This is a genomic window from Variovorax sp. MSC1_012, from assembly GCF_023667525.1.
Taxonomy (GTDB): Bacteria; Pseudomonadota; Gammaproteobacteria; order Burkholderiales; family Burkholderiaceae_C; genus Variovorax; species Variovorax beijingensis_B.
Map to the genome: position 1 here is coordinate 2,090,349 of NZ_CM174443.1, position 19,763 is coordinate 2,110,111.

General features: G+C 68.1%; 19 protein-coding genes. 10 read left to right on the top strand and 9 right to left on the bottom strand.

Annotated elements, in window-relative coordinates; genetic code table 11:
- Positions 1 to 105 precede the first annotated feature (105 nt).
- From L1081_RS09910 to L1081_RS09925, 4 genes are all read left to right on the top strand, one after another.
- On the top strand, positions 106 to 867 hold the full coding sequence (locus L1081_RS09910) for an SDR family oxidoreductase (RefSeq protein WP_489416251.1): 762 nt from the start codon (positions 106 to 108) through the stop codon (positions 865 to 867).
- Positions 868 to 870: 3 nt separating this feature from the next.
- The gene (locus L1081_RS09915; RefSeq protein WP_489416252.1) at positions 871 to 1,773 is read left to right on the top strand and encodes an NAD(P)-binding domain-containing protein; all 903 of its coding nucleotides are present in this window, start codon (positions 871 to 873) and stop codon (positions 1,771 to 1,773) included.
- Between the two features lie 44 nt (positions 1,774 to 1,817).
- Positions 1,818 to 2,156 (top strand): putative antibiotic biosynthesis monooxygenase, encoded by a 339-nt coding sequence (locus L1081_RS09920; RefSeq protein ID WP_489416253.1) that lies wholly within the window; start codon positions 1,818 to 1,820, stop codon positions 2,154 to 2,156.
- Between the two features lie 69 nt (positions 2,157 to 2,225).
- Positions 2,226 to 3,953, top strand: coding sequence for a hypothetical protein (locus tag L1081_RS09925; protein ID WP_489416254.1), 1,728 nt, complete (start codon positions 2,226 to 2,228; stop codon positions 3,951 to 3,953).
- Positions 3,954 to 3,956: 3 nt separating this feature from the next.
- Here the strand turns inward: L1081_RS09925 and L1081_RS09930 are convergent, their stop codons facing one another.
- Positions 3,957 to 5,258: an MFS transporter gene (locus L1081_RS09930; protein ID WP_489416255.1), complete on the bottom strand. Its 1,302-nt coding sequence runs from the start codon at positions 5,256 to 5,258 to the stop codon at positions 3,957 to 3,959.
- Positions 5,255 to 6,028, bottom strand: coding sequence for an aldolase (locus L1081_RS09935; protein WP_489416256.1), 774 nt, complete (start codon positions 6,026 to 6,028; stop codon positions 5,255 to 5,257). Before L1081_RS09935 ends, L1081_RS09930 begins: the two co-directional genes overlap by 4 nt.
- Positions 6,029 to 6,233: 205 nt before the next feature.
- On the opposite strand from L1081_RS09935, the gene L1081_RS09940 reads away from it, so the two are divergent.
- The 3 genes from L1081_RS09940 (at position 6,234) to L1081_RS09950 (ending at position 8,840) form a co-directional block, all read left to right on the top strand.
- Positions 6,234 to 7,208, top strand: a complete 975-nt coding sequence (locus L1081_RS09940) for a helix-turn-helix domain-containing protein (protein ID WP_489416257.1) — start codon at positions 6,234 to 6,236, stop codon at positions 7,206 to 7,208.
- 66 nt (positions 7,209 to 7,274) lie between these two features.
- Positions 7,275 to 7,751, top strand: a complete 477-nt coding sequence (locus L1081_RS09945) for a transcriptional regulator, SarA/Rot family (RefSeq protein WP_489416258.1) — start codon at positions 7,275 to 7,277, stop codon at positions 7,749 to 7,751.
- A gap of 81 nt (positions 7,752 to 7,832) precedes the next feature.
- Complete coding sequence (locus L1081_RS09950) at positions 7,833 to 8,840, top strand: alpha/beta fold hydrolase (protein ID WP_489416259.1); 1,008 nt, start codon at positions 7,833 to 7,835, stop codon at positions 8,838 to 8,840.
- Between the two features lie 66 nt (positions 8,841 to 8,906).
- On the opposite strand, the gene ilvB is transcribed toward L1081_RS09950, so the two are convergent.
- A complete protein-coding gene (gene ilvB / locus L1081_RS09955) occupies positions 8,907 to 10,706 on the bottom strand; it encodes a biosynthetic-type acetolactate synthase large subunit (RefSeq protein WP_489416260.1) in 1,800 nt (599 codons plus the stop codon).
- Positions 10,707 to 10,771: 65 nt separating this feature from the next.
- Between ilvB and L1081_RS09960 the strand changes: the two genes are divergently transcribed.
- Positions 10,772 to 11,266: an Lrp/AsnC family transcriptional regulator gene (locus L1081_RS09960; RefSeq protein ID WP_206168836.1), complete on the top strand. Its 495-nt coding sequence runs from the start codon at positions 10,772 to 10,774 to the stop codon at positions 11,264 to 11,266.
- 125 nt (positions 11,267 to 11,391) lie between these two features.
- A complete protein-coding gene (locus L1081_RS09965) occupies positions 11,392 to 11,796 on the top strand; it encodes a DUF4440 domain-containing protein (protein WP_489416261.1) in 405 nt (134 codons plus the stop codon).
- Between the two features lie 44 nt (positions 11,797 to 11,840).
- On the opposite strand, the gene L1081_RS09970 is transcribed toward L1081_RS09965, so the two are convergent.
- A complete protein-coding gene (locus tag L1081_RS09970) occupies positions 11,841 to 12,734 on the bottom strand; it encodes a LysR substrate-binding domain-containing protein (protein WP_489416262.1) in 894 nt (297 codons plus the stop codon).
- 89 nt (positions 12,735 to 12,823) lie between these two features.
- Between L1081_RS09970 and L1081_RS09975 the strand changes: the two genes are divergently transcribed.
- Positions 12,824 to 13,621: an NAD(P)H-dependent oxidoreductase gene (locus L1081_RS09975; protein WP_489416263.1), complete on the top strand. Its 798-nt coding sequence runs from the start codon at positions 12,824 to 12,826 to the stop codon at positions 13,619 to 13,621.
- Here L1081_RS09975 and L1081_RS09980 read toward each other — a convergent pair.
- The 5 genes from L1081_RS09980 to L1081_RS10000 all read right to left on the bottom strand — a co-directional run bounded on the left by L1081_RS09980 (position 13,618) and on the right by L1081_RS10000 (position 19,759).
- On the bottom strand, positions 13,618 to 15,708 hold the full coding sequence (locus L1081_RS09980; protein ID WP_489416264.1) for an alpha/beta hydrolase domain-containing protein: 2,091 nt from the start codon (positions 15,706 to 15,708) through the stop codon (positions 13,618 to 13,620). The two genes, L1081_RS09975 and L1081_RS09980, sit on opposite strands and share 4 nt — an antisense overlap.
- A gap of 60 nt (positions 15,709 to 15,768) precedes the next feature.
- The gene (locus tag L1081_RS09985; protein ID WP_489416265.1) at positions 15,769 to 16,740 is read right to left on the bottom strand and encodes a tripartite tricarboxylate transporter substrate-binding protein; all 972 of its coding nucleotides are present in this window, start codon (positions 16,738 to 16,740) and stop codon (positions 15,769 to 15,771) included.
- A gap of 46 nt (positions 16,741 to 16,786) precedes the next feature.
- Complete coding sequence (locus L1081_RS09990) at positions 16,787 to 17,152, bottom strand: AtuA-related protein (protein ID WP_489416266.1); 366 nt, start codon at positions 17,150 to 17,152, stop codon at positions 16,787 to 16,789.
- 157 nt (positions 17,153 to 17,309) lie between these two features.
- The gene (locus L1081_RS09995; RefSeq protein WP_489416267.1) at positions 17,310 to 18,701 is read right to left on the bottom strand and encodes an acyclic terpene utilization AtuA family protein; all 1,392 of its coding nucleotides are present in this window, start codon (positions 18,699 to 18,701) and stop codon (positions 17,310 to 17,312) included.
- Between the two features lie 86 nt (positions 18,702 to 18,787).
- Positions 18,788 to 19,759, bottom strand: coding sequence for a tripartite tricarboxylate transporter substrate-binding protein (locus L1081_RS10000; RefSeq protein WP_489416268.1), 972 nt, complete (start codon positions 19,757 to 19,759; stop codon positions 18,788 to 18,790).
- Positions 19,760 to 19,763: the final 4 nt, after the last annotated feature.

Genomic DNA, 19,763 nt, shown 5'->3' on the forward strand with positions numbered 1-19,763 from the left:
GGAAGCCCCACGAAGGTTTCCACCATTGACGGCACAATAAGATACCGGTAACGTATTTACATTGCCACCGCGCCTGCGCATTCCGCCACCCTCCTGGAGCCCCGCTTGAAACTCTTCGACCTGACCGGGCGCATCGCCCTCATCACCGGCTCCAGCAAGGGCATCGGCTTTGCGCTGGCCGCGGCACTGGGCTCGGCCGGCGCGCGCATCGTGCTCAATGCGCGCGATGCCGTCGCACTCGAAGCCGCGCGCGACGCCCTGCGCGCCCGGGGCGTTGCAGCCGAGGCCATGGCCTTCGATGTGACCGACGCCGCCGCGGTGGAGGCCGGCGTGGCGCGCGTCGAAGCCGACATCGGCCCCGTCGACATCCTGGTCAACAACGCCGGCATGCAGCATCGCGGCGCGTTCGCGGAGTTTCCGATCGATGCGTGGCACAAGATCACCACCACCAACATCGACAGCGTGTTCTTCGTCGGCCGCTTCGTGGCGCAGCGCATGATCGAGCGCAAGCGCGGAAAGATCATCAACGTCTGCTCGGTGCAAAGCGAGCTGGGCCGCCCGGGCATTGCACCCTATGCCGCCACCAAGGGCGCGGTGAAGATGCTCACCAAGGGCATGGCGATCGACCTCGGCAAGCACGGCATCCAGGTCAACGGCCTGGGCCCTGGCTATTTCAAGACCGAGCTGACGCAGTCGCTGGTGGCCGATGAAGCCTTCACGGCCTGGCTCTCCGGCCGCACGCCCGCGGGGCGCTGGGGCGACGTGGAAGAACTCGGCGGTGCGGCGATCTTTCTGGCATCGGACGCATCGAGCTTCGTCAACGGCCACATCCTGTACGTGGACGGCGGCATCACCGCCAGCCTCTGATCCATGTCCGCGCAGCCAGGCCAGCGCGTGGCCGTGATCGGCGTCGGCATCATGGGCTCGGCCATTGCATACCGCCTGCTCGAATGCGGCCACGCGGTGTCCGTATTCGATCTCGATTCCGCCAGGGTCGCCACGATGGAGCAGCTGGGCGCGCAGGCCGCCAGCAGCGCGGCCACGGCCGCGGCTGCGAGCGACTTCGTCATCACCAGCCTCAATTCGGCCGCGGTGCTGGAGCGCGTGCTCTTCGGCGAAGCCGGCGTGGCCGCCGCCGAGCCCGCGGACTCGCGCCGGTTGCTGATCGACATGTCGTCCATCGACCCGCCCTCCACGCGCCGGCTCGCGCAGTCGCTGCGCGAGCGCACGGGCATGGGTTTCGTCGATGCGCCGCTGTCAGGCGGCGCCCCCAAGGCCCTGCTCGGGCAGCTGACGGTCATGGCAGGCGGCAGCGAGGACGACGTGGCGCGCGCACGCGCCGTGATGGACAGCCTGTGCGCCAACTACACCCGCATGGGCGAAAGCGGCGCGGGCCAGACCACCAAGCTGGTCAACCAGCTGCTTTGCGCCATCGGCTTCCAGGCCGTGGCCGAGGCGGTGCGGCTGGCGGAGGCCGGCGGCGTCGATGCGTCGAAGCTGCACACCGCGCTGGCCGGTGGCCGGGCCGACAGCCAGATCCTGCGCGAGTTCGGCCCCAAGATGGCCGCACGCGACTTCACGCCCACCGGCCGCATCGACAACATGCTCAAGGACCTCGAGGCCGTGCAGGCCTTTGCACAGGGCGAACGCCTGCCGCTGCCGCTGGCGGGCGCGGTCTCCGAACTGCATCGCGCCTTCGTCGCGGCCGGGCTCGGGGCAGAAGACACGGCCGCCATGATGCGGCAGTTCAACGGCTACGCGCGCGACTGCTGAAGCGCGTGTTGGCTGATATTGGCCACTCACAGAAAGAAGACACCATGTTCATCCGTTGCGCGTTTTTCCGGGGCCGGGTCAAGGCCGGCATGGAAGAGGCTTTCGACCGGCACGTGCACGAAAAGCTGGTGCCGCTGTGGACCCGCTTTCCGGGCGTGCTCGAAGTGCGCGTGCTGCGCCAGATCGAAAGCGACGTGAGCGATCCCGAACTGGCCATGGTGCTGTCGACCCACTATGCGAGCCGCGAAGACATCGCGCATGCGCTCGATTCGCCGGTGCGCTACGAAAGCCGCGAGGTCTCGAAGCACCTGTTCGAGATGTTCGACGGCACGGTCTTTCACACGGTCTTCAGCGCCGAGGAATTTCCGCTCGCCAACCGTTGAAGCGGGAAGGAACTGCTGGCGGCAACAGGAAAAAAGCTCTCGCATGAACAGGGCGGCACAATCGTCCGCGTGCGCCTCTTCAACCACTGCCTGCCCGCCGGCCTCGCGCTGGCGCTCGCTCTCGCCGCGCCCGGGGTACGCGCGGCCGACCCCGTGCTGCTCGTCACCTCGCCGGCCGCCCTGCAGGCCGCCGAGAGATCCGGCGCCGGCTTCGCCCACTGGATCGGCGACGCACCCGCTTCGGCCGACGGCATCGCAAGCAACCAGGTGCTGATGCGCGCGCCGGCGTGGCAATCGATCGCCACGCCGCTCGTCGAGAGCATCGCGCGCATCCGGCGCAGCGACCCGCAGGCCGGCGTCGGCATCTCGCGCTATCCGCACCGGCTGTTCGATGCGCGCTGGCTGGCGAGCCCGGATGCATTCTTCGAGCTGGTGGGCGTCGCCAACCGCATGGACCGCCGGCCCTTCCAGGGCGGCGCCTGCGGCGAGACGCGGCTGGTGTACCGGCTCGCCTACCGCAGCGCCGCGATGCAGTCGCGCCTGCCGATGACCGTCAACGTGGAACTGCGCGGCGATGCGCCCGATGCCGATGGCAGTTGCGCGAGCACCGCACGGCGCTGGCAGCCGCCGCAGCCCTCGATGCGGGACGAGGCGCTCGGCCGCTGGCTGGTGTCGGCCGACGGTCCGCTGGCGCCGCAGCGCCTCGCGCCCGCACGCATCGCGCAGATCACCACCAACCTGCAGAGCGTGCGCTGGCCCTCGGCGGTGCGGCCCGATCTCGGCGGCCATGCGGAATACATGCTGCGCGCCTTCCGCTGGAATGCCGGCACGCGGCGCTTCGACGCAGCCCCGCTCGAGAACACGCCCGATGTCGCGCGGCTCAAGGCCAATGCCCCGCTGCGCAAGGAGCTGCGGCAGTGGCTGCAGCAGCCCGCCAACCTGCGCGCGCTGGACGAGGCCACCCTGCAAATTCCCGAGAAGTTCCTGGCGACCGAGGCCATCTCGGTGGCGCCGCGCGGTCTTGCGCGGCTGGCGAACCGGCCGTTCGCACAGCTCTTCCCGCCCGGCGAATGGCAGCCCGTGCCCGGCAGCCGCACGCTGCAGTCGCCGCAGGCGCTGCTGCGCCGCCTCGACGACCTCAGCTGCATGGGCTGCCACCAGAGCCGCGCGGTCGCGGGCTTTCACCTGCTCGGCGTCGACCGGCGCGGCGCATCGCGCACCTTCACGGCGGGCAATGCGCTGGCGCGGCCGCATTCGCCGCACCTGCAGGACGAACTTGCGCGGCGCAGCCGCCATGTGCACGCCGCGCTGTCGGCGCCCCTGCCCGATCCGTTCCGGCCGCTGGCCGAACCGGAGCTCACGGACGCCGCACCTGAGAAAGCCACGGTCGGCGCAAGCTGCGAGCCCACCCGCATCACGCAGTCGGCCAACCCGTGGCTGGATCGCGCCGAAAAACTGCCGCGCGTCGCCTGCGAAGGCGCGTCCTCCGTGTGCGAGAAAACCTCGGTCGGCTTTCCCGGCGGCATGTGCTCGGGTCCGTGCGATCCGCTGGACAAGAACGGCACCTGCGGTGGCATTGCCATCCTCAGCGACTTCAACCAGTGCCTGGCCACGAACAGGCCCTTCGGCGAATGCCTGGCCAAGCACACGCGGCCCGGCAACCTGCGCAGCTGCTCGGCGCAGCAGCCCTGCCGCGACGATTTCATCTGCGCGCAGGCGGAGGGCCAGCCCGAAGGGCGCGGGGCCTGCATACCGCCCTACTTCCTGTTCCAGATGCGGGTGGATGGGCACTCCTGACGATCACTCGTTCGCCGTGGGCCGCATCAGGTGCGCGGACACCGCGGCAATCAGGCCCAGCACCGCGACATAGACGCCTACCGGCACGATGCTCGAATACCTGGCCACCAGCGTCGCCGCGATGATCGGCGCCAGGCCGCCGCCCAGCGCAGCCGCGAACTGTATGCCGATCGAGATGCCCGAATATCGCAACTCGGGCGGAAACTGCGCGGCATAGAGATTGGACTGCGGCGCGAACATCAACGCATAGTTGATCGACAGTGCCACCACCATCGCCACGGTGTAGGCTGTGAGCGATCCGCTGCCGATGGCCTGGAACAACGGCACCGCCATGATCGCCAGCAACAGCCCGCCGAACACATAGAGCCGCCGCGCGCCCACCTTGTCCGCGAGCCAGCCGCTGGCCGGAATGGTGAAGACCATTGCCGCCGACCCGGCGATCAGCGCCTGCAGCGCGTCGGCGCGAGAGAACCCGAGGCGGCTGGTCGCATACGAGATCGAGAACACCAGGACCGTGTAGATCAGCGTCACCTCGGCCAGCTTGCCGCCGATGGTCAGCAGCAAGGGCTTCAGGTGCGCCACGACGACTTCGCGCGCGGGCAGCACCGCCGTCTTCTGGTGCACCTTGACTTGCATGAACTCGGGCGACTCCTCCACCTTCATGCGGATGAACACGCCCAGCACGATCAGCACCGCGCTCGCCAGGAATGGCAGCCGCCAGCCCCAACTCAGGAAGCTGGCTTCGGGCAGTTGCGTCACCAGCGCGAAGGCGCCCGACGACAGCAGCACGCCGATGGGCGCGCCCATCTGCGGCATGCTGCCGACCAGCGAGCGCCACTTGGGCGGCGCATGCTCCACGGCCATCAGCATCGCGCCGCCGAGTTCGCCCCCGAACGACAGCCCCTGCCCGATGCGCAGCAGCACCAGCAGCACCGCCGCCCACAGGCCGATCGACTCGTAGGTGGGAAGGAGGCCGATCAGCACGGTGCAGATGCCCATCATCAGCAGGCTCAGCGTGAGCATCGACTTGCGGCCCAGCCGGTCGCCGTAGTGCCCGAAGACGATGCCGCCCAACGGCCGCGCCAGCATGCCGCTCGCGAAAGTGCCGAAGGCGGCCAGCGTGCCGACCGCCGGGTCGAAGTTGGGGAAGAAGAGCTTGTTGAACACCAGCGCCGCGGCGGTGCCGTAGGCAAGGAAGTCGAAGGCCTCGATGGCCGTGCCGACCATGGTGGCGGCGCCGATCTTCCACACGCTCTGGCGCTTTTTTTCCACGGCACCCTGCAATGGCGAGGCGATGCTGCTCATGCGGCCTCCTGCGGAAGCTGCCGCGAGAACATCGCAAAGCTCGCATTGACGATGCTCCGCTGCAGCAGGAAGTCGTGCGACTCCTTCGCCAGCGCCGGATCCACCAGCTTGAGCCGCCCGTAGGCCGACTGCGCAATCAGCTGGTTGCGGGCCGCGCGCTCGATGAGCACCGACAGGTAGAGCGACTCCTCGATCGTCGGCGTCGCGGCCAGGAAGCCGTGGTTGGCCAGCAGCACGCAGCGCTTCTGGCCCAGCGCCGCCGAGATGATCTCGCCCTCGACGTCGGCGATCGGCAGGCCGGGCCACTCCGGCAGGAAAGCGCAATCGTCGAAGAAAGGCGTGGCGTCCATGTGCGCGATCTGCAGCGGCTCGCCCGTCATCGACAGCGCCGACACATACGGCGGGTGCGTGTGGATCACGCAGTTCACATCGGGCCTGCGCCTGTAGACCCACAGGTGAAAACGCACCGCGGGGTTGGGCACGCCACGGCCATCGAGCACGCGCAGCGAATCGTCGATGCGGATGACCGATTGCGCGCGGATCTCGCCAAAGGCATGGGCGAGCGGCGTGGTCAGGAAGCTGCCGTCCGCCTGCCGCACCGTGACCTGTCCGGCCAGGGTCTCGGAGTGCCCTTCCCTGGCCAGGATGCGGCAGCTGAGCGCGAGCTTCTCGGCCTCGCTCCAGCTGCCGCCGGTGAGTCCGTCGAGGGACGGTCCGGGGATGTCGTGGTTTCTGGGGTTCGTATCGCTCACGTTGTGGCTCCTGTGCATTGACGATCGCGGTCAATGTAAGAAGCGCTGTGCTTTTTTCTCTTGTGCGTGCGCGCAGCCGTATTGATCCAGTGTGCCAACCGGATGCATCACCGGGGTACACAGGTCCTGGCTAGTGGAAAGTCTCGATCGTTGCGAGGCGCACCGCCGCCTAGACTGCAGCCGCTTGGCACGAAGCGTGCGGGCCAACGGCAGGAGTCCCACCATGCACCACGACACCGCATCCGACCTGAGCTTCGCACCCTGCTTCCGCCCGTTCTATCCGGGCGACGTGCGGGGCTACTCGACCGCGCTCGACTCGCTGGTCTACCCCGGCGAGCTCAGCGTGCAGGACAGCAACCCGCGCATGAGCCTCGAAGCCTGCCGCCTCGTGGGCGGCGGCCTGGCCATCAGCTTCTCCTCGACGCCGCTCGCGGTGCGCCACGACACGGCGCTCGCATCCCCCGGCGGCACGGGCGACGTGCTGGCCATGATCGCGATCCAAGGCGAAGGCAGCATCGAGCAGGGCGGCAGGCAAATTCCCTTCCGCCAGGGCGACATCACCTTCCGCACTACCCGGCTCCCCTCCACTTGCACGCTGGCGACGCCCGGCAAGCTGGTGATGCTGCGCGTGCCGGCCAACCGGTTCTTCGGCATCCATGCAGACCTGCACGAGCGCTTCGTGCCCTCGATCGCACGGCCGGATTCGCGGCTGGCCGAGACTGCGCGCACGCACATGAACCATGTGTTCCCGGGGCCGGCACAGGCCTCGCCGGCGCTGGCCTATTTTTCCGAGCAGTCCTTCGTCTCGCTGCTGGCCGCGACGTACTGCGAATCGGTGGACGAGGACGCCGCCGACGGCAAGCGCCGCGAGCGCGACCGCTGGCAGCGGCTCGTGGCCTTCATCGAGATGCACCTCGGCAACCCGGAGCTGTCGGTCGATGCGATCTCGAAGGACCTGGGCATCTCCAGGAGGCTCACGCACCGGCTGTTCGAGATGCAGCGCACGCAGTACGGTGCCTACCTGAAGGCGCGTCGCCTGGAACGCGCGAGGGACGAGCTGACGAACCGCAGGCTCGATCACCTGAGCGTTGCGCAAATCGCGTACCGCTGCGGCTTCGGCGATGCGAGCCACTTCAGCCGCTGCTTCAGGAACCAGTTCGGCGCCCCGCCCGGGGCCTTCCGCAAGGCGCCTCTCTGAAAGCCGACCGATGCCGGCGTTAAATATCGCTTGCCATTAGATCGCATGCGATCTAATATCCGACCCATGCCTTCCAAGCGCCTTGCCGCCAAGCCCCTCAACGCCCCGCAGGGCGACTCGCTGGCGCTCGACGAGCAGCTCTGCTTCGCGCTCTATTCGACGATGCTGAGTCTCAACAAGGTCTACCGCGGCCTCCTGCACGACCTGGACCTGACCTATCTGCAGTACCTCGTCATGCTCGTGCTGTGGGAGAAAGATGGCATCAACGTCTCCGAGATCTGCACGCGGCTGGCGCTCGAGACCACCACACTCACGCCCCTGCTGAAACGGCTCGAGGCACGAGGCCTGATCCAGCGCGTGCGGTCGGCATCGGACGAGCGCCAGGTCATCGTGTCCCTCACCGCCGAAGGCCGGGCGCTTCGCGGCAAGGCCAAAGCCCTTCCGTCATGCGTCGCGCAGGCGATGGAACTCGCGCCCAAGGAAATCGGCGCCCTGCGCGCCCAGTTGCTGGCGCTGCGTTCGAACCTCGACAGGAACGCATGAGGGTTTGCCATTTATATCGCATGCGATATTAATACGAGCGATAGTTTATTCAACCTAACCATGTCAACAAAGGAACGCACCATGTCTGCAAAAAGCAAGAATCTCACCGCCCCCCCGACCCGCCGCAGCCTGCTGGCCGGCGGTGCTTCCATTGCAGCCGGAGCCCTCGTGGCGACCGGCTTCTCCAAGGCGGCATCCGCCGCTTCCACCGCCGCGCCGAAAGCCGGTGCGGTTCACGCCTCTTCGAAAGGAAAGCAGACCATGAGCAACACCATCGTCACCAAGGACGGCACCCAGCTTTACTTCAAGGACTGGGGTTCCGGCCAGCCCGTCGTGTTCAGCCACGGCTGGCCGCTCAATTCCGACAGCTGGGAATCGCAGATGCTGTTCCTGGCATCGCAGGGCTACCGCGCCGTGGCGCACGACCGCCGCGGCCACGGCCGCTCGAGCCAGCCCTGGAACGGCAACGATATGGACACCTACGCCGACGATCTGGCCACGGTCATCGAAACGCTGGACCTGAAGAACGCCATCCTGGTCGGCTTCTCGACGGGCGGCGGCGAGGTGGCGCGCTACATCGGCCGCCATGGCACCAAGCGCGTGGCCAAGGCCGCGCTGATCTCGGCCGTGCCGCCGCAAATGCTGAAGACCGCCGCCAACCCCGGCGGCCTGCCGATGGAAGTGTTCGACGGCCTGCGCGCAGCGCAGCTCGCCAACCGCTCGCAGTTCTACAAGGACGTGCCCTCGGGTCCCTTCTTCGGCTTCAACCGGCCGGGCGCCAAGGTCTCGCAGGGACTGATCGACTCGTGGTGGGCGCAGGGCATGCTCGGCGGCCACAAGAACACCTATGACTCGATCAAGGCGTTCTCGGAAACCGACTTCACCGAAGACCTGAAGAAGTTCGACGTGCCCACGCTCATCATCCACGGCGACGACGACCAGATCGTGCCGATCGGCGCTTCGGGCCTGGCCTCGGCCAAGCTGGTGAAGAACAGCAAGCTCATCGTCTACCCCGGCGCACCGCACGGCCTGACCGACACCCACAAGGACAAGTTCAACGCCGACCTGCTGGCGTTCATCAAGTCCTGAGCGTTCCTACAGGGCGTGTAACCGGGCTTGTTTTCCCCCTCTCCCGGAGGGAGAGGGAGAAAGACCTCAGGCCTCTTCGTACCACCGATCCTTCGAGAGCATCACGCGGTGATGCCCCTGCCCGGCCGGCATCATCGGAAAGCAGTTCTCCTGCGCCGCGACCTGCACGTCGAGGAAGAACGGCCCTTTGCTCGCCAGGCACTCGGCCAGCGCGGCTTCGAGTTCGGCCGGGTCCGACACGCGGCGCGCACCCCAGCCGAAGGCCTTGGCCAGCGCCACGAAATCGGGCAGCGCCTCGTTCCAGCTGTGGCTCAGCCGGTTGCCGTGGTTGAGCTCCTGCCACTGCCGCACCATGCCCATGTAGCCGTTGTTGCACAGCACCAGCTTCACCGGCGCGCGGTGCTGCACGGCGGTTGAAAGCTCCTGGATGTTCATGAGCACCGAGGCATCGCCGCTCACGCAGACGGTGAGCGCGCCGGGGTGGCCGATCTGCGCGCCGATGGCCGCGGGCAGCCCGTAGCCCATGGTGCCGGCGCCGCCCGAAGTAAGCCAGCGGCGCGGGCTGTCAAAGCGCAGGTACTGCGCGGCCCACATCTGGTGCTGGCCCACGTCGGTCGACACGATCGCATCGCGGCCCGCGATCGCCCGCTGCAGCGACGACATCAGCTGCTGCGGCAGGATCGCATCGCCGCGCGGCGCGAAGCGCAGGCACTCCTCGCCGCGCCAACGCTCGATGCGCTCCCACCACGGCGCGAGCCGCCCGGGCGCAAGGCCTTCTGCCGGCAGCAGCGCGAGCACGGCGTCGAGGATCGCGGCGCAGTCCCCCACCATGGGCACATCGACCTTCACCACCTTGTTGATGCTGCCGGGGTCGATGTCGATATGGATCTTGCGCGCATGCGGACAGAACTCGTCGAGCTTGCCGGTCACGCGGTCGTCGAAGCGCGCACCGACACACACCACCAGATCGGCCTCGTGCATGGCCAGGTTGGCTTCAAGCATGCCGTGCATGCCCAGCATGCCGATGAATTTCGGGTCGGATGCAGGGAAGGCGCCGAGCCCCATCAGCGTGAGCGTGCAAGGCGCATGCAGGCGCTGCACCAGTTGCGCGAAGGCCTCGCAGGCGGCCGGCCCCGAGTTGATCAGCCCGCCGCCGCCGTAGAGCACCGGCCGACGCGCGGTCGACAGCAGGTCGGCCGCGCGCTGCAGCATGGCCTTCGGCGGCAGCGCCGCCCTGCCCGTGCGCAGCGCGCGCAGCGGCTTCGGCGCGGCGCCGTGCGCGAGGCGTGTGAGCTGGATGTCCTTCGGCACGTCGAGCAGCACCGGCCCCGGCCGCCCCGACGCGGCGATCTCCAGCGCACGGCGCACCAGCGAAGGCACATCGTCCGCCGCGCGCACCTGCTGGTTCCACTTGGTGACGGGGCGCGACATGCCCAGCGCATCGCTCTCCTGGAAGGCCTGCGTGCCGATCACTGCGGTCGCGACCTGCCCGCTGATGCAGAGCACCGGCACCGAATCGCTCATGGCGTCGAGCAGCCCCGTGATGGTGTTGCCCACGCCAGGCCCCGAGGTGACCAGCACCACGCCCACGCGTCCCGTGCTGCGCGCATAGCCTTCGGCCGCATGCACCGCGGCCTGCTCATGGCGCACCAGCACATGGCGCAGCCGCGGTTCGCCGTGCAGCGCGTCGTACAGCGGCAGCGCGGCACCGCCCGGGTAGCCGAAAATGGTGTCGACGCCGCACTCGACCAGCGTGTCGAGCAGGGCCTCGGCGCCGTTGCGCAGGCGCACGGCCGAGTTGGGAGCCTCGTGGGCTCCGGGGTGGAGGGCCAGGGAGGACGGAAGGGGAAGGTCGAGCAGTCGCATGCCGTCGATTCTTCCGCTTCTGATGCAAAATTTGCTTCTTTCTTTTGGCTATTTCGGTCCAATTCATGAAAACTCTTCGGAAAACAGCCTCCAACGAAGAAGGATCTTTCGACAAGATTGACATGGCGATCCTGCGGGTGCTGCTGCTCGACTCGCGCAAGACCCTGCAGGAGATCGGCAACGAGGTCGGCCTGTCGCCCACCAGCTGCTGGACGCGCATCAAGAAGCTCGAAGCCCATGGCGTGATCAAGCGCTACACCATCGACGTGGACCCGGCCAAGCTCGGCTACCACGACTCGGTGATCGTGCAGGTCACGCTCGAAAGCCACACCGACGAAACGCTCTACGACTTCGGCCGCGTGCTCGCGACCATTCCGGAGATCCAGGAGGCCTACCTGGTGTCGGGCGACTACGACTACTACATCCGCATCGCGGTGCGCGACACGCGCGACTACGAACGGCTGCTGCGCGAAAAGCTCTACAAGATCCCGGGCATCCGCCACAGCAAGTCGCACTTCGTGCTGCGCGTGCTCAAGGAAACCAGCGTGCCGGTCATCTGAGGCCGGCGCACTTCTCGCATCGTGACGTCGTAGGAAGCTGCTGACCGCAACTCTGCGGGTGACCCTGCACCGCAGGCTCCATCGCGACTCGATCGTTGCTTTCCCAACGTACCCAGGAGACGCCTGTGCAAGACAAAAGCCGTGAACTCTTCGCTCTTGAAAAGAAATTCTGGCAGTCGATGGTGGACACCGACACGAACACTGCCATCGCCCTGCTGTGCGAACCGGCCTTCATGGTGAGCTCTCATGGCTCGATGAAGTTCGACCACGCTGGCTACCGCGAGATGGCAGAGCATGGGACCATGGTGGTCAAGTCGTTCAAGCTCAGCGACATGGAGGCCACTTTCCCCAACGATGACACCGCAGTCCTGAGCTACAAGGCCCATCAAACCCTGTCGCCGAGAGGAAAGTCCGAAAAGGTGGAACAGGACATGCTCGACACGTCGACGTGGATCCGCGACGGGGACGCATGGCGATGTGTCATGCACACGGAAGCACCTGCACCCACGGGGAAGGCAAAGGGCCACTAGCTCTCGCGGCCGCGAACTTCCGCCCGGGGCCTGCGCACCGGCACCTACAAGCTCGCCGCAATCCGCTCCCGCAGCCAGCGATGCGCCGGGTCCCGGTGCCGCCGTTCGTGCCACAGCATCGCCATCTCGTAGCCCGGCACTTCGAGCGGCGCCTCCACGACGCGCAGCCCCGGCGCGCCGCGCGCCAGCCGCTCGGGCAGCATCGCGACCATGTCGGTACCGGCCAGCACGGACATCATGAAAAGGAAATGCGGCACCGAGAGCGCCACGCGCCGCGCGAGGCCCTTCTGCGCCAGCGCCTCGTCCGTGGGCCCGACGAAACCGCCGCCGCCCGGCGACACCACCACATGCTCCAGCGCGCAGAACTGTGCAAGCGTGGGCCGGCGCTTCAGGCGCGGATGGCCGCTGCGCCCGGCCAGCACGTAGCGCTCATGAAACAGCACGCGCCGATGCAGCCCGGCCGGCGCGCCCACGCTGGTGTGGAAGAACAGGTCGATCTCCCCCTGCTCCAGCTGCCGCGCCATGCGCGAGGGCACCGCCTCCACCACGGCCAGCCGCGTATGGGGCGCGGCTGCGCGCAGACCGGCGAGCGCCGGCAGCAGGATCGCCGATTCGGCATAGTCGGCTGCGGCAACGCGCCAGGTGGTGGTCGCCTCGGCGGGGTCGAAGGGTTTTGTGGGCGCCATTGCGCGCCCCAATGACTCGAGCGCTTCGCGCAGCGGCTCGCGCAGTTCGTCAGCGCGCGCGGTGGGCCGCATGCCGCGTTGCGCGGGCACCAGCAGCGGATCGTTGAACACCTCGCGCAGCCGGGCGAGCTGCACGCTCACCGAGGGCTGCGAGAGGTTCAGGCGCTCGGCGGCCCGCGTCACGCTGCGTTCGGCCAGCAGCACGTCGAGCGTGCGCAGCAGGTTCAGGTCGATCCGCGTGAAATTGTCCATTACTATTCCTGGAATTCTGAATATTCATTTCCAATATAGCTCGACAACTCCTAACCTGCCTGCATCTTCATCCGACGAACCATGCAGCCATGAAAATCCTTCTTGTCCATGCGCATCCCGAAGCCCGCTCGCTCAACGGCTCGCTGAAACAGTTCATGCGCGAACGCCTCGTGCAGGCCGGGCACGAGGTGCAGGTGTCCGACCTGTACGCCATGCAATGGAAGGCCACGCTGGCCGCCGACGACTTCGCGCACCTCGAGCCCGGCGCGCCCTTCGATCCCATCGCCGATTCGCTGCGCGCCTTCGAGGCCGGCAACCAGCGCGAGGAAGTCGCCGCCGAGCAGGCCAAGCTGCTCTGGGCCGACACCGTGATCTTCCAGTTCCCGCTGTGGTGGTACACGATGCCGGCCATCCTCAAGGGCTGGGTCGACCGTGTCTACGCCTATGGCTTTGCCTACGGCGTGGGCGAGCATTCCGACACGCACTGGGGCGACCGTTTCGGCCAGGGCGTGATGGCCGGCAAGCGCGCGATGCTGGTGGTCACGACCGGCGGCTGGGCCTCGCACTACAGTGCGCGCGGCATCAACGGACCGATGGATGACCTGCTGTTCCCGATCCACCACGGCATCCTCTACTACCCCGGCTTCGAGGTGCTGCCGCCCTTCGTGGTGTACCGCACCGGCAAGGTCGACGCCGCGGCCTATGCGCGCATCACCGACGAACTGGGCCGCCGGCTCGACACGCTGGCAACCACCGAGCCGATCCCGTTCCGCCCGCAGAACGCCGGCGACTACGAGATTCCCGCCCTCACCCTGCGCGACGACATCGCACCGGGCGAGGCGGGCTTTGCGGTGCACGCCGCACCGGCTGGCAGCATTGCTCGCTAGGGCAGCACCGGATTCGCCGCCGCATTGGCAATGGCCGCGTCCGCATCGGCGCGCAGCATGAAGCGCCTGGCGACGAGGTCGTTGGCCGCGGCGGTCAGCGCCGCGACGTAGCCGGCCTGGTCGGTGTAGCGCTCCTGCAGCGACGGCCGCGGATCGCCGCTGCCCGAACGCTCGGCCGCGGTCTTCGCAAACGGAAAGTACGCGCCGAACAGCCCCGCGAGGTCGATGGTGCCGGGCTTGCTGGTGTAGTTCCAGCCGGTGTTCGTGCCCACCGGCACCGCCACGTCGAGGCTGCGGATGCCTGCGATGTCGTTGCCGTCCGCATCCACCTGCGGCACGAGGATGGCGTAGTCGCGGCCCAGGTAGGCGGGCGGCACCTGCGTGGCGATGCCGCTCTCGTCCTGCGGCCGGTAGTTCGGCCCCCAGTCGAGCAGCGAATAGGTGTTGACCAGGCCCGTGTAGCTCGCGCCCGGAATGGACGGAAACTTCAGCTGCTGCGGGCGCACCAGCGTGGCGTCGGCCAGCTTGGGCACCTGGCTGTCGGGCGGCGTCGTGCCCTTGACGACCCAGTCCTCCAGGTTCTGATAGAGCGCGCGCACCACCGGCACCACGCCGGCGTTCGCGTTGGTGGCGTAGAGCGCCCCCGCGGTCGCGCCCGGCAGCGAGGGCAGGCCCAGCAGGTGGTGCGTGCTCGCGTAGTAGTAGATCCGCGCGTTGTCCGGCTGCACGAGGTCGGCCGTGCCCCAGGCGTCGGTCAGCAGCGGCGAGCCCTGCAGCACATAGAACTCCGTGCCGCTGAAGCCGATGAAGAGCTTGGGGCAGGTGCCGCTCGCCTCGCAGCGCGACAGGATGCCGCCGCGGCGCTGCGCCACGTCGTCCACGTAGTCCTTCGAAAGGCCGCGCGTTCCAGCCTGGCCGAAGGCCGTGTGGTCGGTGCGCACGCCCCCGCCGCCGCCCGGAATCGCGAAGCGCATGTTGATGTTGGTCTGCCGCGCCGCGATCTGCGCGAACACGCCGTCGAACACCTTGCGCCCCGCGAGGTCCTGGTTGAAGCCCAGGTGCACGAAGGTCTTCATGAAGTTGCCGCACTGCGACACGCCGGAAGCGATGGTGTTCCTGATGGCGGCCGCCACCGGGTTGGCGGTGCCCTCGGCATCGCTCGCTTCGCGATGGAAGAAAGCGATCATGTCGCGCACCGCCGCAAGGCCCAGGCCCATGACCTTCGGGTCCTTCGCGACGTAGACCAGCTCGTACATGTAGGCCGGGTCCCATTTTTCGCGCAGGCACACGTTCGTCTCATCGGGCGTGCCGGGGAACGGCGCGGCAGCGCTGCACTTGGCAAACTTCCAGTCGCTCGCGGGAATGAGCTGGCGTGCATCGGCTTCGTTGATGCGCCGCGTGAGCACGTAGCCGGGCTGGGTGTTGTCCAGGCTCGCCGCCGCATAGGCCTGCATGGCCGCATTGAACGGGCCGCCGGGCAGCGGCAGCGAATCGCTGGTGGCCGCCGTGGGCAGCAGCTCGGCGCGGTAGCTGCCGGTGATGCTGCTGCCGTCCGCATTCCGGGCCACGGGCACCTGCAGGGTAAGCTTGCCCGCCGCGGCCGGCACGTCGCCCTGCCATGCGGCCGTGAGAAACACATAGCCGCGCGATGCAAAGTACGGATCGAGGTTGACAATGTTGCCGCGGTTCGGCGCGTCGTAGCGCAGCACGCCGCTGGCCTTGCCCATGTCCTTGGGCTTGAAGAGCACGAAATCGGAGCTGTACTCGACCTTGCCGTTGGCATTGAGCGGCGCGAGCGCCAGGTCCTGGATGATCGCGTTGCGCGCGTCCTTCGGATCGACCTCGCCGGTGAAGGTGCCGGTGATCTTCTCGTAGGCGCCGACGCTGCCGAAGCTGCCCGCAACGTCCTCGGTCTTCGATATGGCGAGCTTGAACTTGGGCGCTTCGGCAGTTGCCGGCGGCGGCGTGGTTGCAGCCGGCGGCGGCAGCACGAAGCCACCGCCTCCTCCGCCACCGCTTCCGCCGCATGCGCTCAGAAAAAGGGCGGCCGAAGCCACCGTGGCAGCCAACAGGCTCCAGCGTTTCATGGTTTGTCTCCTTCGTTGAGGTGTCTGCGCGGTGCCGATCCCCGCTACGGCCGGCGCGCCCTACTCGGCTTCGATGCCGGCAGCCTTCACGATGCGGCCCCACTTCTGCGACTCGGCCGTCTGGAACCTGGCGAGCTCTTCGGGCGAGGCGGTGAACACCTCGGTGCCGGTGGGCTCGTAGAAAGCCGTCTTCGCGGACTCGCTCTTCGCGGCCTTCACCAGCAGCTCGTTGAGCCGCTTGACGACGGCCGGCGGCGTCTTCGCGGGCGCATAGGCCGCGAACCAGTAGCCCATTTCGTAGCCCTTCACGCCCGCTTCCGAGATGGTGGGCACGTCGGGCGCGAGCGGCGAACGCGTGGCGCTCGAAACGCCCAGCGCGCGCAGCTTGCCGGCCTTGACCTGCGGCAGGCCCGTGGCCGCGTCGGTGATCATCATGTGGATCTGCCCGCCCAGCAGGTCGGTGACGGCCAGCGTGTTGCTCTTGTAGGGCACGTGCAGCAGCTTGATGTCGGCCATCTGCTGCAGCAGCTCGCCCGCCATGCGGCTGGACGAACTGCCGCTGCCGAAGCTGTACTTGCCCGGCTCCTTCTTCGCGAGCGCCACGAACTCGGCCACGCTCTTCGCAGGAAACGACGGATTCACCACCATGATCTGCCCGCCCTTGCCGAGTGCGGTAACGGGCGCGAAGTCCTTCACCGGGTCGTAGGGCAGCTTCTTGAACAGGTGCTCGTTGGCGGCATGCGTGGTGTTGGTGGTGATCAGCACGGTGTAGCCATCGGCCGGCGCCTTGGCCGCCTGCTGCGAGGCGATGAAGCCGCTCGCGCCGGCCTTGTTGTCGATCACGACCGGCTGCTTGGTCTCTGCCGTGATGCTGTTGCCCAGCGCACGCGCGATCTGGTCGGTGGCGGTGCCGGCCGCAAAGGGCACGACGAAGGTGATGGGCTTTTCTGGAAAGGCCTGCGGCTGCGCGTGGCCCAGCAGCGGCATCAGGGCCAGCGCAGCGGCCGAAAGGGTCAGGGAATGTCGTTTCATTGTTTTGTCTCCGGAGGGATGGCTGGTAAAAAATGGATGGCCGCCGCTACGGCCCCGCCAGCAGCGGCACAAGCGAGCGCGGCACGCGGATGGGCATGTCGAGCAGCAGGAAAGACAGCGCCTTGCCGTGCGCATCGAGGTTCAGCGCATCGTTGACGCCGCCGTCGAGCACCGCGTCGAGCACGAAGTTCATCGCATGCAGCCGCGGCAGCAGGAAGCGCTGCACCCGCGCCGGTGCGCGATGGCGGAACTGCATCGACACGCGCTCGGGCGTGAGCTGCTCGGCCAGCAAGGGGTAGAGATCCGCATGCCAGGCGATCACGCTGATGTTGGAGCGGTCGCCCTTGTCGCCGGTGCGGCCATGGGCCGCGCGGTAGAGCGGCACTTCGATCATGTCTGCCGTCGTGTTCATGCCAGTTTTCCTCCACGCTGGCGCGTGACCCGCGACGCATGAAACCGACACGGCCCAGGCCAGGAACACCGCGGAACCGGCTTTGCCGGGCCGCCGGTGTTGCCCCCTGGAGGGAGGAGTCGAGCTACACGAAGTGAGCGAGGGACGGGGGTGGGTTTCATCCCAGGGCCTCCGCGCCGAGCAGTTCGAAGCGCACCGGCACCGCTTCCCGCGGCAGCAGGCACGACAGGGTATTGAGCCGCGGCGTGAGCGCCGTGCGCACGCCGCCGCCGCCCGCGGGTCCGCAGGTGTAGAGCGCCATGACCTCGCGCGCGAGGCGCTCGGCCTGCGCGCGCTCCGCATGCGTGGCCGCCACGCGCAGGCGCAGGTCGCGCCGGCCGGTGTCGGGCGTGTCCGCGAGCATGCGGCCGGCATCGTCGCCCAGGATGCTCAGCGCGCCGATCAGGTCCACGCGCAGCGCAAGCCCGTCGAGCCGCTTGCGCAGCACCTCGGCCGCGAGCCGGGCGCGCGCCTCGGCACGCGGCCCCGCGTAGGAGATTTCGCCTTCGGCGAGCCAGCCGCCTTCGTGGCAGACGTTGACCTTGTAGTGGCTCGGCCGCGCATGGCCGCGCACGCCGGAGAGTTCAACACGGTCCGTGCCGGGCAGCGCGCGCACTTCGGCTTCGGCGATGTCGGCCACCACGTCGGGCGTGAGGTAGGCACTCGGGTCGTGGACCTCGTACAGCAGCTGCTCCTTCACGGTGGCTTCGCTCACGAGGCCGCCGGTGCCGTCGGCCTTGCCGATGGTGCAGTGGCCGTCGGCGCCGATCTCGGCAATCGGAAAGCCCACGTTGTCGAGCCCCGGCACGTCCTTGTAGCCCGGGTCCGCGAAGTAGCCGCCGCACACCTGCGCGCCGCATTCGAGCAGGTGGCCCGCCATGGTGGCGCGGCCCAGCCGGTGCCAGTCGTCGGCGCGCCAGCCGAAGTGCGACATGGCGGGGCCGACCGCAAGGGATGGATCGGCCACGCGGCCGCACACCACGATCTGCGCACCGGCGTCGAGCGCGGCGGCAATCGGCTCGGCGCCGATGTAGGCGTTGGCGCTGACGATGCGCAGGCCCTCCATCTGCGCGCCCAGCGTTTCATGCAAGAGCACGCGGTGCGCGGAGCCGGAAAGATCGTCGCCTTCCACCACCGCGATGCGCGGCGCATCGGCGCGAAGTTCGCGCGCCATGCGGGCGATGTGGCGCGCCGCGGCGCGCGGGTTGGCCGCGCCGAAGTTGCTCACGATGCGGATGCCGTGCGCCAGGCAGCGCGCCAGCACGGGCCGCAGCATGGCGTCGAGCAAGGGCTCGTAGCCGGCCTCAGGGTTGTCGCGGCGGCGCAGCTGGGCAAGCGCAAGCGTGCGTTCGGCCAGCGTTTCGAAGATCAGGAAGGCACGCTGGCCCGCGGGGCCGCCGGCGAGCCGTGCGATCAGCGTGTCGACCACCGGCCCGGCCGCATCGGTGCGGTCGCCGGAAAAGCCGGCCGCGCAGCCGATCAGCAGTGGGGGCGGTGCATTGGCATTCATCGAGGCGGACTGTAGGCAGGCCACCGTCATCCGTAAAATCGAAAATTCGGATCAATTGATCTGAATTTCAGATCGTTCGAGAAATCTCACTGGTCGAGCCGGATGCCGCGCCTGGCGATGATCGCGCCCCACTTGCGGCCCTCGCTGTCGATGAACGAGCCGAACTCCTCGGCGGAGCCGCCGCCCGCCACCAGGCCCTGGTTGGCCAGCAGTTCGCGCACGGCAGGCTCCTGCAGCACCGTGTTCACATCGGCATTGATGCGGCGAACGACATCGGGCGGCGTGCCGCTCGCAGTGAACAGGCCGTTCCAGGCGAGCGATTCGAAACCCGGATAGCCTGACTCCGCGACGGTGGGCAAGTCTTTCATGAGTTCGGAGCGCTTTGCGCTCGTGACCGCGAGCAACTTGATGCGCTTGCCCTGGATGAGCGGCAGCAGCGCAGGCGCCACGGTGAACAGCGCCTGCGTGTCGCCGGCTGCCACCGAGAGGCCCGCCGGCGGCGATCCGGCATAGGGCACGTGCACCGCCTCGATGCCGGCAACGCTGCGAAACAGCTCCATCGTCAGATGCGAGGAACTCCCCGCGCCCACCGACGCATAGCTGAACGGGTGGCCCTGCTTCCTGGCCCACGCCACGAATTCCGGCAGGGTATTTGCAGGGTTGGCGGCCTGCACGGCCAGCACGTTGGGCTGCGAGGTGGTGAGCACGATCGGCATCAGGTCGCGCGCGGGCGCATACGGCATGCGGCTGTACATGTAGGGGCCGAAGGCGATCGGCCCGTTGAAGCCGATGCCCAGCGTGTGGCCATCGTTCGGCGCCTTGGCCACGGCGTCCATGCCGATCAGGCCGCCCGCGCCGGCCTTCGTCTCGATGACGATGGGCTGCTTCCACATGGGACGCAGCCGGTCGGCCAACGTGCGCGCGATCAGGTCCAGCGAACTGCCGGCGGGCGCGGGAACGATCATGCGCACGGCCTTCGTCGGCCACTCCTGGGCGGAGGCGGCCACCGCCGATGCGCAGGCGAGGAGGAATGCGGCGAGCCTGCTCTTCTTGTTCATGTTC

Excerpts from the sequence above, each read along its gene's own strand:
- L1081_RS09970 (WP_489416262.1), bottom strand. The coding sequence starts at position 12,734 with ATGGACAATTTCACGCGGATCGACCTGAACCTGCTGCGCACGCTCGAC.
- L1081_RS09960 (WP_206168836.1), top strand. The coding sequence starts at position 10,772 with ATGAAAACTCTTCGGAAAACAGCCTCCAACGAAGAAGGATCTTTCGAC.
- L1081_RS09985 (WP_489416265.1), bottom strand. The coding sequence starts at position 16,740 with ATGAAACGACATTCCCTGACCCTTTCGGCCGCTGCGCTGGCCCTGATG.
- L1081_RS09930 (WP_489416255.1), bottom strand. The coding sequence starts at position 5,258 with ATGAGCAGCATCGCCTCGCCATTGCAGGGTGCCGTGGAAAAAAAGCGC.
- L1081_RS10000 (WP_489416268.1), bottom strand. The coding sequence starts at position 19,759 with ATGAACAAGAAGAGCAGGCTCGCCGCATTCCTCCTCGCCTGCGCATCG.
- L1081_RS09945 (WP_489416258.1), top strand. The coding sequence starts at position 7,275 with ATGCCTTCCAAGCGCCTTGCCGCCAAGCCCCTCAACGCCCCGCAGGGC.
- L1081_RS09950 (WP_489416259.1), top strand. The coding sequence starts at position 7,833 with ATGTCTGCAAAAAGCAAGAATCTCACCGCCCCCCCGACCCGCCGCAGC.
- L1081_RS09980 (WP_489416264.1), bottom strand. The coding sequence starts at position 15,708 with ATGAAACGCTGGAGCCTGTTGGCTGCCACGGTGGCTTCGGCCGCCCTT.
- L1081_RS09940 (WP_489416257.1), top strand. The coding sequence starts at position 6,234 with ATGCACCACGACACCGCATCCGACCTGAGCTTCGCACCCTGCTTCCGC.
- L1081_RS09920 (WP_489416253.1), top strand. The coding sequence starts at position 1,818 with ATGTTCATCCGTTGCGCGTTTTTCCGGGGCCGGGTCAAGGCCGGCATG.
- L1081_RS09990 (WP_489416266.1), bottom strand. The coding sequence starts at position 17,152 with ATGAACACGACGGCAGACATGATCGAAGTGCCGCTCTACCGCGCGGCC.
- L1081_RS09935 (WP_489416256.1), bottom strand. The coding sequence starts at position 6,028 with ATGCACAGGAGCCACAACGTGAGCGATACGAACCCCAGAAACCACGAC.
- L1081_RS09975 (WP_489416263.1), top strand. The coding sequence starts at position 12,824 with ATGAAAATCCTTCTTGTCCATGCGCATCCCGAAGCCCGCTCGCTCAAC.
- L1081_RS09915 (WP_489416252.1), top strand. The coding sequence starts at position 871 with ATGTCCGCGCAGCCAGGCCAGCGCGTGGCCGTGATCGGCGTCGGCATC.
- L1081_RS09995 (WP_489416267.1), bottom strand. The coding sequence starts at position 18,701 with ATGAATGCCAATGCACCGCCCCCACTGCTGATCGGCTGCGCGGCCGGC.
- ilvB (WP_489416260.1), bottom strand. The coding sequence starts at position 10,706 with ATGCGACTGCTCGACCTTCCCCTTCCGTCCTCCCTGGCCCTCCACCCC.